Below are 9,511 nucleotides of genomic sequence, written 5' to 3' on the forward strand. Positions count from 1 at the left end.
GGTTCTTCAGGTTCCATATAACGAATGTGTACTGACGAGGTATGAGTCCGCAGGAGATTTCCGTCTGGCAGGTAAAAAGTATCCTGCATATCACGGGCGGGGTGGTCGGGTGGGGTGTTCAGAGCTTCAAAATTGTAGTAATCTGTTTCCATCTCTGGTCCAGTAGCTACGGTGTAGCCCAACCCAACAAAGATATCCAAAGCTTTGTCGATGATGCCATTGAGGGGATGAACACGACCTTGAGGACGGTAAATTCCCGGCATTGTCACATCTAAAGTTTCAGCATCTAGCTGTGCCTGAATTTTCGCCCCTTCCAAGGTTGCACGTTGCTGATCTAGGCTGTTTTGCAGGGCTTCTTTGACTGTGTTGGCGATCGCCCCAAATTTTGGTCGTTCCTCCGCACTCAGTTGTCCCATACTCCGCAACAGCGCCCCAAGTTGACCTTTTTTTCCGAGGTAGCTGACTCTAAGTTCCTCCAGACGTTCTAGCGTATCAGCAGCGGCGATCGCTTTTTCTCCTTCCTCTCGCAGTTCTAAAAGTTGAGCCTCTAAACTGTTAGTCATTAGTTTTTAGTCATTACACTATTCATTAGTCATAGATCCAAGGCTTTGGACTACTGGAGATATAACATATCGTTGACACCGTTATTCTGCCGTATGAAGAACTTGAATCGTCACAAGACAATTGATTTGTCAAAGACAATATTATAACCCAAAGTTCTTTTTACCTGTTTAGCCGCTCTGTAAGCAAGCCAGAATCAGATTTACATAAGCTGTTATGCTGCTAGCTATCAGTGGGGGTAGTGCTTTATATTCCCTGGAGAGATATTGCAGGAATGCGGGATAAGTTGATTCATGATTATTTCAATACAGATAGCTATCAGTGGGGGTAGTGCTTTATATTCCCTGGAGAGATATTGCACTGGAGTTTAGACTAAAAGTCGTTACTCACTCCTATAACAGTTCAACCGGACTAAGCAACCTGTTGACACCTTGTGGACACGGATATGTCAGGAAATCAATGTTTGCGCAAAAAAAACCCAATCATGTGAAGATTAAAGAAGTCATCAATTAACAAACGCAACATAAAACCTGTTCTATGGAGTTACCCATGTCCCACGAAGCTGATTTAGTCAAACCTGCCGTTCTCCTGACCATCATTGGTGAAACAGTGCTGAAAGACGCTATTCTCAAGCTATTGAAAAGCTACAATGTAAACGACTACACCATTACTCAAGTGCAGGGTGAGGGTAGCCACGGGAGACGCATGGGAGACATGGTGGGCTACAACACCAACATCGAAATTAAAACAATTTTGTCACTAGAAGTATCTAATGATATTCTTCAATCTATCAAAGACTATCAGGGTAAGCAGGCAGTGATCGCCTTTCGCTCTTACGTAGAAATATTGTAGTGATTAATACTTTAACTTGAGTTTAGACTAAATGGGCAATGTCAAAAAAAAGGGGGTCTGATTGAATACAGTCCCCTTTTGGCAGAAGCTGAGAAAAGAACTACCATTACTCAGCTGCCAATATGAAACTTGCCAAACTCCAAGAATTACGCCCGTGCGGCTTACAGGCATTTAGGCAAAGCCCATGATGCCACATTTGAATTGACTGATGCCATACTGCTGACCCGTAACGCCTACAGCTTGGCGGATTTATCTCTGTCTCCAGTTTTCCGACGCAAGTGGCCTAGCATTTATGTTCGCGAAGCGTGTCCCCTTGGGACTCAGCGTTACAAGATAGCAGACCACAGCGACAGAAATTGATGCAATTATACATCAAACAGATGAAGTTTGGCGATTGTATTTACGTCGCTTTACGATTGACCACTGGTATCGTTTTTTAAAGCAACGCCTGCATTGGACACTGCCAAAGCTCAGTACTCCCAAACAGTGTGTTAGCGTAGCGTGCCCGTTAGGCGCAGCCGTGGCGTTAGCCATAGGGCATACGATGGAGTGACTTGATGCCAATGATTACTTGGGAGTTATGGTTAGCTCGTGATATTGTGAGACCAGCGCGCATGAGGCGTTTTCCCGCCGTAGGCGACTGGCGAACCCGAAGGGTTGCTGATAATCCTTTACCCTGGCAGAAGTCAATTGACAAATTGACTCCTGGAAGAGTTGCCCAAGCTATGGGAGGAATTTTATTAGTACTCCTGCACGATCGCCCAAACCTCGCGGAAAGTCACCCGGTTGGACTCCCGGACAAACACGACTACGTAGGATTCGCTACCCAATCATCAAAAAAGGTACGAATACTTCCCGTAAACGACAGCCACAATCCGCTTAAGATCCAAAATTGTTCATCGTTGAGACTTGTATCTCATCAACTCAGCATTGCTGAGTCGTTTTGCATTACTTAGTCTAAACTCCAGTATTGCAGGAATGCGGGATAAGTTGATTCATGATTATTTCAATACAGATGTGGAAATTCTTTGCAAGGCTGTTCAGGACGATGTTCCACAATTAAAAATTATGATTTAACAAGTTTTAGAAGATTTAACAGGTGATGCGTCACTCTAAACTACTTAAGAATTATTGTCTCAATTTTTATCAGTGTAGATGTCAATTCTATCTCACAGCTTGGGAATACTCTAATTAGAGTTTCCGTGACTAATTGCTCATATATGGCTCACTCGTTACCACAAAGGCGTAGTACTGCTGTTACTACAAGATCTCAGTTCTCGCCCTTTGGCAACAAACTAGTGCAATCTGGCTTTGTCAATAGCGAACAAATGAGACAAGCACTGATTGAAAGTCGCAAGTCTGGCAGATCCCTGACAGAAGTGCTGGAATCTATTTCCGGACGACAGTTGTCACCAGAGCTATATAGGTTACACAAAAAGCAGCAGCTGTTTGAACTCAAAATATTATACGGCGTTGAATCTGTTGATCCAGAAGTGAGTCAGATTGGCACAAGAACAATTGGTCAACTGATTGATACCCTCATTCCAGTAGATATCTGTCGTCGCCATCACTTGGTACCACTAGCAAAGAATGCCGAGGAAAACCCGCCCTCAGTTATGGTGGCGATGGTAGATCCGGATAATTTAGAGGCTTGGGATGATTTGAACCGCATCTTGCGTCCGCAGGGATGGACTTTGCAGCGGATAGTCATTACTCAAGAGGATTACCAGCAACTTATTAACCAATATTTGGATGAGGTGACTGTTCGACAAAAGCACCTGGAACAGGAAAAGTTTACAGACATTAATCAAGACTTAGAAAATCTAGACAATCTCAATTTAGATGATGTACCTGAAGATAAAGAAACTGACTTAGGTGCAGCAATGAAGGGTGCTGAGGATGCCCCGATTATCAATTTAGTTAACAGAATCCTTGCGAAAGCACTACATGAGATGGTTTCTGATATTCACGTAGAACCGCAGGAAGAAAACTTACTCATTCGTTTTCGTAAGGATGGTGTGTTGCGTCAGGTTTTCGATCCTCTGCCCAAAAAAATCATTCCTGCTGTCACAACTCGTTTCAAAATTATTGCCAACCTAGATATTGCTGAACGACGTTTACCTCAAGACGGACGCATGAGACGAGTGTTTGAGGGACGCAAGCTGGACTTCCGCGTCAGTACCTTGCCCAGTCGCTATGGGGAAAAGGTCGTACTACGAATTTTGGATAACTCTGCAACCCAATTGGGATTGGATCAGCTGATTACTGATGCAGAAACTTTGCAAATTGTCAAGGATATGGTCAGTCGTCCCTTTGGTTTGATTTTGGTGACCGGACCCACTGGTTCTGGTAAAACAACAACGTTGTACTCGGCACTTTCGGAACTGAACTGTTCAGGTATTAATATTTGTACGGTGGAAGACCCAATTGAGTACAGTTTACCTGGAATTACTCAAGTGCAGGTGATTCGGGAAAAAGGTCTGGATTTTGCGACAACTTTACGGGCTTTTTTGCGACAAGATCCCGATGTGCTTCTGGTGGGTGAGACGCGAGACAAGGAAACGGCGAAAACGGCAATTGAGGCAGCATTAACTGGTCACTTGGTTTTGACAACTTTGCATACGAATGATGCACCGGGGGCGATCGCCCGTTTGGCAGAAATGGGCATTGAGTCTTTCATGATTTCTGGTTCTCTGATTGGTGTATTAGCACAGCGCTTAGTACGGCGTGTCTGTCCCAGTTGTTGCATTCCCTACACTCCCACCACAACAGAACTTGCTCGCTACGGTTTATCAGCAAGCCAACAAGCGGGTGTTACCTTTTATAAGGCAAATACCTTAACTTTAGAGCAAATTCACCAAGCTAAAGCAAATAATCAGCTTTGCCCAGAATGTCATGGTGTTGGCTACAAGGGACGTTGTGGTGTTTATGAAGTTATGCGAATCACAGAACGTTTGCAAGGGCTGATTACCGAAGACGCACCAACGGAACGCATCAAAGAAGTGGCGGTGGAAGAAGGGATGAAAACTTTACTGGCTTACAGTTTGGATTTAGTGTGTCAAGGTTACACCACTTTGGAAGAGGTTGAACGAGTCACGTTTACTGATACGGGTTTGGAAGCAGAGTTGAAAGCTAAACGTAAGAGGAGTCTGACTTGTCGGACTTGTCATGCTGGGCTGGAAGCTGAATGGTTAGATTGTCCATACTGTATGACACCAAGGTTTCAAGAGTAGTTACTCTTTTCCCGCCAAAAGATTACTGATTTTAAAACCGCAGAGGCGCAGAGAACGCAGAGAAAATACGCTTCGCTGTCAGAGGTAATTTTAGAGTACCGAAGGGAATCGTCACTAGTCATTAGTTTGGAATAAAGGAAGTTAGAAAAATGGAAATGATGATTGAAGATTTGATGGAGAAGTTGATTAAAATGGGTGGTTCGGATATGCATTTATCTGCAGGTTTGCCTCCCTACTTTCGCCTCAGTGGTAAACTGACACCTATTGGTGATCAGCCATTGTCGGCAGATGAGTGTCAATGGTTGATTTTTAGTATGCTTAATAATTCCCAGCGTCGAATCTTAGAGGAAAACTGGGAGTTAGATTGTTCTTATGGTATGAAGGGATTGGCTCGTTTTCGGGTAAATGTTTATAAAGAACGTGGTGCTTATGCGGCGTGTTTGCGGGCGTTAAGTTCCAAAATTCCAAGTTTTGAAAAATTAGGTTTACCAGATGTTGTACGGGAAATGTCAGAAAAACCAAGGGGATTAATTTTGGTAACAGGTCCCACAGGTTCTGGTAAAACAACAACTCTAGCTGCTGTTATTGATTTAATTAATCGCACTCGTTCAGAGCATATTTTGACGGTAGAAGACCCGATTGAATTTGTCTATGAACCGATTCAAAGTGTGATTCATCAAAGGCAACTTGGCGAGGATACGAAAAGCTTTGCCAATGCTTTAAGAGCAGCATTGCGGGAAGACCCAGATATCATTTTGGTGGGTGAAATGCGCGATTTGGAAACTATTTCCTTAGCGATTTCCGCTGCGGAAACAGGACACTTGGTCTTTGGAACTTTGCACACGAGTTCAGCAGCACAAACTGTAGATAGAATTATTGACGTTTTCCCATCAGAAAAACAAACTCAAGTGCGAGTGCAGTTGTCTAACTCACTTGTGGCAGTATTTAGCCAAACTTTGGTTCCTCGAAAAAATCCAAAATCAGGCGAATTTGGTCAAGTGATGGCTCAAGAAATTATGGTTGTGACTCCTGCTATTTCTAACCTAATTCGTGAAGGTAAAACATCTCAAATCTACTCTGCTATTCAGCTTGGTGGAAAAATGGGTATGCAGACTTTAGAAAAGGTATTAGCAGATTTATATAAGGCAGGAGTTATCTCTTTGGAAGATGCAATGTCTAAAACTTCTAAGCCGGATGAGATTAAGCGTCTTATCGGTAGTACAACACTAGCACTAGGAACAAGAACAGGAGTAGCAGTTAAAGCATATTAAAACACAGGGAATAGGGAATAGGGAATAGGGAATAGGGAACAGGGAACAGGGAACAGGGAACAGAGAACAGGGAACAGGGAACAGGGAACAGGGAACAGGGTAGAAGGGGCACTTTCAATCAACAAGCAGTCCTGGTTGGGGGCTGTGAGTTTGTTATTTTTGAATTTTGAATTTTGAATTTTGAATTTTGAATTGCTTAATATGCCAATATTCATTGCTCGTGTTAGGGACTCGCGAGGAAAATCGAAAAGAGAAAAAATTGTGGCTAATTCCTTGGCTCAAGCTCGTATTTATCTTAGGCAACAGGGTTATATTGTACAAGAAATCAAAAAAGAATCTCAAGGCTTTGACTTCAAAGAATTTAAAACCAAATTTACGTATGTTTCGGTGAAAGATAAAGCCGTATTTTCTCGTCAATTTGCTGCTTTGGTAAATGCAGGAGTTGCAATTGTAAGAAGTTTGAGTGTGTTAGCCCAGCAGTGTAGCAATCCTAAACTTAAACAAGCAATTTTGAGTATTAACACTGATGTGCAAAGTGGTATGAATCTTTCTGAGGCAATGCGGAAATATCCTGATTGCTTTGATGGTTTATATGTCAGTATGGTTGAGGCTGGGGAAGTTGGTGGTGTTTTGGACGAAGTGCTAAATCGTTTAGCCAAGTTGTTGGAGGATATTGCTCGCTTACAAAACCAAATTAAATCAGCATTGGCTTATCCTGTTGTTGTGGGATTTTTGGCGATCGCCATCTTTCTCGCGATGACGATTTTTATCATCCCAATTTTTGCCAATATTTATAAAGAATTGGGTATTCAATTACCTGCTCTGACGCAGTTTATGCTACAGGTAAGTGAAGTGTTAAGAAGTCGTTGGCTTTTGGTGATTATCGGCGTTATCACAGTAGGTATCGCCTATCGACTGTACTACAAAACTCAGGCTGGACGTGAAACCATAGACCGTCTTTTGCTGAAGATGCCGTTGTTTGGTGAGTTAATCCAAAAATCATCGATTGCACGTTTTAGCCGTACCTTTGGTTCTTTAACTCGTTCAGGAGTTCCGATTCTGACTTCCTTGGAAATTGTGCGGGATACGTCAGGAAATCAGGTGGTTGCTAAGGCTATTGATACTGCGCGTGCAGAAATTCAACAAGGAGGTATGATTAGCATTGCTTTGCAAAAAGAGAAAGTTTTTCCACCAATGGCAATTCAGATGATTAGCATCGGAGAAGAAACTGGTGAATTAGATGCTATGTTGATGAAGATTGCTGATTTCTACGAAGATGAAGTGGAACAGACAGTCAAAGCACTAACCAGCATTTTGGAACCGATTATGATTGTTGTCTTGGGGGGGATGGTTGGTACAATTTTGCTATCTATGTACCTGCCTATGTTTAAGGTGTTTGATAAGCTTGGCTAATTATCAGTTATCAGTTATCAGTTATCAGTTATCAGTACTTGTTGTCGTCTGAAACCTTGATAATTGTTCACTGTTCACTGTTTACTGTTCACTGATAACTGTTGATATCATGTCACAACTGCAACGAATCGCAATAGCACCATCCCAACTTCAACAAGAGCAAATATTGCTGACGAAAGAGCAACAACATTATCTGGAACGTGTTTTGCGCTTGCGCGAGGGCGATCGCTTTATCGCAATAAATGGCAAGGGTCAATGGTGGCTGGCGCAGTTGGAAGGAGAAAAAGCACAAATTTTAGAGTCGCTAACGGTGGAAACGGAGTTACCCGTATCCATAACGTTGATGGTAGCCTTGCCTAAAGGAAATGGATTTGATGATGTGGTGCGGTGTTGTACTGAGTTGGGAGTCGCTGTTCTTGTTCCGGTTGTGAGCGATCGCACTTTACTTGATCCTAGTCCTCAAAAATTCCAACGCTGGTTGCGTATTGCACAAGAAGCTGCTGAGCAATCAGAGCGTTCTTTTGTACCTACAATATTAGAACCCGTTTCTTTTATAACTAGTCTTGCCACAGGGACAGCAAATGACCCTTCGGGTATCTCCTGCACAGACGCTACGCGTTCGCCCTCTGGGCGTGCGCTTGCGCTTACGCAGTCGCCAAGTGAGGGAAAGCCGTCATTCGCACCGCAGTTTCTACATGAGGGAAACCCTCCTCCGAACTGCTCGCTGTCTCACCGTTACATTTGTGAGGCTCGTGGCAGTTATCCTCATTTAAAAGAGGCAATCAATCAAGTTTTTACAACATCTGAGATTATCATTATCACTGGGCCAGAGGGAGGATGGACAGATAAAGAATTGAAGCACGCTATTGACGCTGGATTTCAACCTGTTTCCCTCGGGCGTCGCATCTTGCGGGCAGTCACAGCCCCAATTGTTGCCTTATCTGTTGTGGCAGCACAGTTAGAATCAGTGACATTCGATTCAGCAAGCTGAAAACAGTATACCTTTTGTAGGGACAGCTTTAGATATAATAATGAAGAAAATTTTGTAAAAATAGTTACTTTTTTATAAATATCATCAATTAATAGTAGGGTGAGCAACGCCCACCCTAAAGAATATCCAAAACCTACTTAGAAGTTTTCACTTGATTTGCCATGTCTAAGAAAGAACTCATGTTCGCACCTGGACGCCGACGACCATTGCTAGTATTAGGTACAGCGAGATATTTTGGTGCAAAAGTGGTTTCAGTTGGCTCCTTTTGAATTATTGCTTTGGCTTTTTCTGATTGAACAGGCTCAGGCTTAACACCAACTGCAGTCTGTACTAACTGAACATTAGGTTGTGGCTTAACAGCATCTTTTGTTCCATTGTTTGTGGCTGCTTGTGTTGCAACTGACTTAGCCGTTTTCTTAGCTTTTGCTGCGACTGGTTTAATGGCTTCTTGAGCTTTGGATGTGACTGGTTCAACCGCTTCTTGAGCTTTCGAGACTACTGATCCAACCGCTTCTTGAGCTTTCGAGACTACTGGTTCAACCGCTTCTTGAGCTTTGGATGCTGCTTGCTTCGCTGCTTCTTTTGTTGCTTCAGCGGCTTCATCGAGCTCTAGGTAGTAGCCGTTCTTGTTTCCGCCCAAAAGCCCAGTAAAGAAATTCAGAACCCCAGTGATTAAATTTTTGATAAAACCGATCATTACAATTTCTCCTGCCTCTTATACCTGGAATGTGACCGTAATCCTTAGAAAATCACGGAATATTTTTAATTTTTATCAAGATATTCTTGACCTACCCATTAGCCTGTACAACCAGTTACGGTGACAGCCTTCTAACGGTTTATTTCTTAACAAAGTGGCTATGACTGAACAGGGCTAGTGCTTTTCACTCTTTACTTTCAGGCACTTGCCACCTGTAAACAGTCAGATTTTATTATTAAATTTTACTGTAACTTGAGGCAATATTTCGACAGCCTGCTTAACAAAAGTTAACTTGTACTTTCAGATATGCGTATCGACTCTTGAAAGACCCTATTCCCTATTCCCTATTCCCTATTCCCTGTTAAGAGTTAAGCGTTCCCTATTCCCTATTCCCTATTCCCTATTCCCTATTCCCTGTTAAGAGTTAAGAGTTAAGAGTAGCCCTGTCAAGGTGACTTTTTTGCAGTCTTCAAAAGTTTGGCAGTTGAGACAT

General features: G+C 42.8%; 11 protein-coding genes. 9 read left to right on the forward strand and 2 right to left on the reverse strand.

Annotated features, from left to right (window positions below; translation table 11 throughout):
• Nucleotides 1–563, reverse strand: a 563-nt coding sequence (locus tag DP116_RS24180) for a tRNA ligase subunit PheS family protein (RefSeq protein WP_439330040.1), incomplete at its 3' end; no start/stop codon positions are given.
• Nucleotides 564–802: 239 nt separating this feature from the next.
• Between DP116_RS24180 and DP116_RS30505 the strand changes: the two genes are divergently transcribed.
• From DP116_RS30505 to DP116_RS29670, 9 genes are all read left to right on the forward strand, one after another.
• Nucleotides 803–892 (forward strand): HepT-like ribonuclease domain-containing protein, encoded by a 90-nt coding sequence (locus tag DP116_RS30505; RefSeq protein ID WP_211173482.1) that lies wholly within the window; start codon nt 803–805, stop codon nt 890–892.
• A 218-nt stretch (nt 893–1,110) separates the two neighbouring features.
• A complete protein-coding gene (locus tag DP116_RS24190; RefSeq protein WP_169157583.1) occupies nt 1,111–1,413 on the forward strand; it encodes a P-II family nitrogen regulator in 303 nt (100 codons plus the stop codon).
• Between the two features lie 129 nt (nt 1,414–1,542).
• On the forward strand, nt 1,543–1,773 hold the full coding sequence (locus tag DP116_RS29660) for a hypothetical protein (protein WP_246275772.1): 231 nt from the start codon (nt 1,543–1,545) through the stop codon (nt 1,771–1,773).
• A gap of 197 nt (nt 1,774–1,970) precedes the next feature.
• Complete coding sequence (locus DP116_RS29665) at nt 1,971–2,369, forward strand: hypothetical protein (protein WP_246275773.1); 399 nt, start codon at nt 1,971–1,973, stop codon at nt 2,367–2,369.
• Between the two features lie 22 nt (nt 2,370–2,391).
• The gene (locus tag DP116_RS24200) at nt 2,392–2,490 is read left to right on the forward strand and encodes a HepT-like ribonuclease domain-containing protein (protein WP_169157588.1); all 99 of its coding nucleotides are present in this window, start codon (nt 2,392–2,394) and stop codon (nt 2,488–2,490) included.
• A gap of 143 nt (nt 2,491–2,633) precedes the next feature.
• Entirely contained in the window at nt 2,634–4,646 is a 2,013-nt protein-coding gene (locus tag DP116_RS24205) for a GspE/PulE family protein (RefSeq protein ID WP_169157584.1), read from the forward strand.
• Between the two features lie 149 nt (nt 4,647–4,795).
• Complete coding sequence (locus DP116_RS24210; protein WP_169157585.1) at nt 4,796–5,917, forward strand: type IV pilus twitching motility protein PilT; 1,122 nt, start codon at nt 4,796–4,798, stop codon at nt 5,915–5,917.
• 201 nt (nt 5,918–6,118) lie between these two features.
• Entirely contained in the window at nt 6,119–7,330 is a 1,212-nt protein-coding gene (locus DP116_RS24215) for a type II secretion system F family protein (RefSeq protein WP_169157586.1), read from the forward strand.
• 109 nt (nt 7,331–7,439) lie between these two features.
• Nucleotides 7,440–8,321, forward strand: coding sequence for an RsmE family RNA methyltransferase (locus tag DP116_RS29670; RefSeq protein ID WP_246275774.1), 882 nt, complete (start codon nt 7,440–7,442; stop codon nt 8,319–8,321).
• 133 nt (nt 8,322–8,454) lie between these two features.
• Here the strand turns inward: DP116_RS29670 and DP116_RS24230 are convergent, their stop codons facing one another.
• Nucleotides 8,455–9,018, reverse strand: coding sequence for a hypothetical protein (locus DP116_RS24230; RefSeq protein ID WP_169157587.1), 564 nt, complete (start codon nt 9,016–9,018; stop codon nt 8,455–8,457).
• Nucleotides 9,019–9,511: the final 493 nt, after the last annotated feature.

Origin of the sequence: Brasilonema bromeliae SPC951 (assembly GCF_012912135.1) — a bacterium.
Taxonomy (GTDB): domain Bacteria; phylum Cyanobacteriota; class Cyanobacteriia; order Cyanobacteriales; family Nostocaceae; genus Brasilonema; species Brasilonema bromeliae.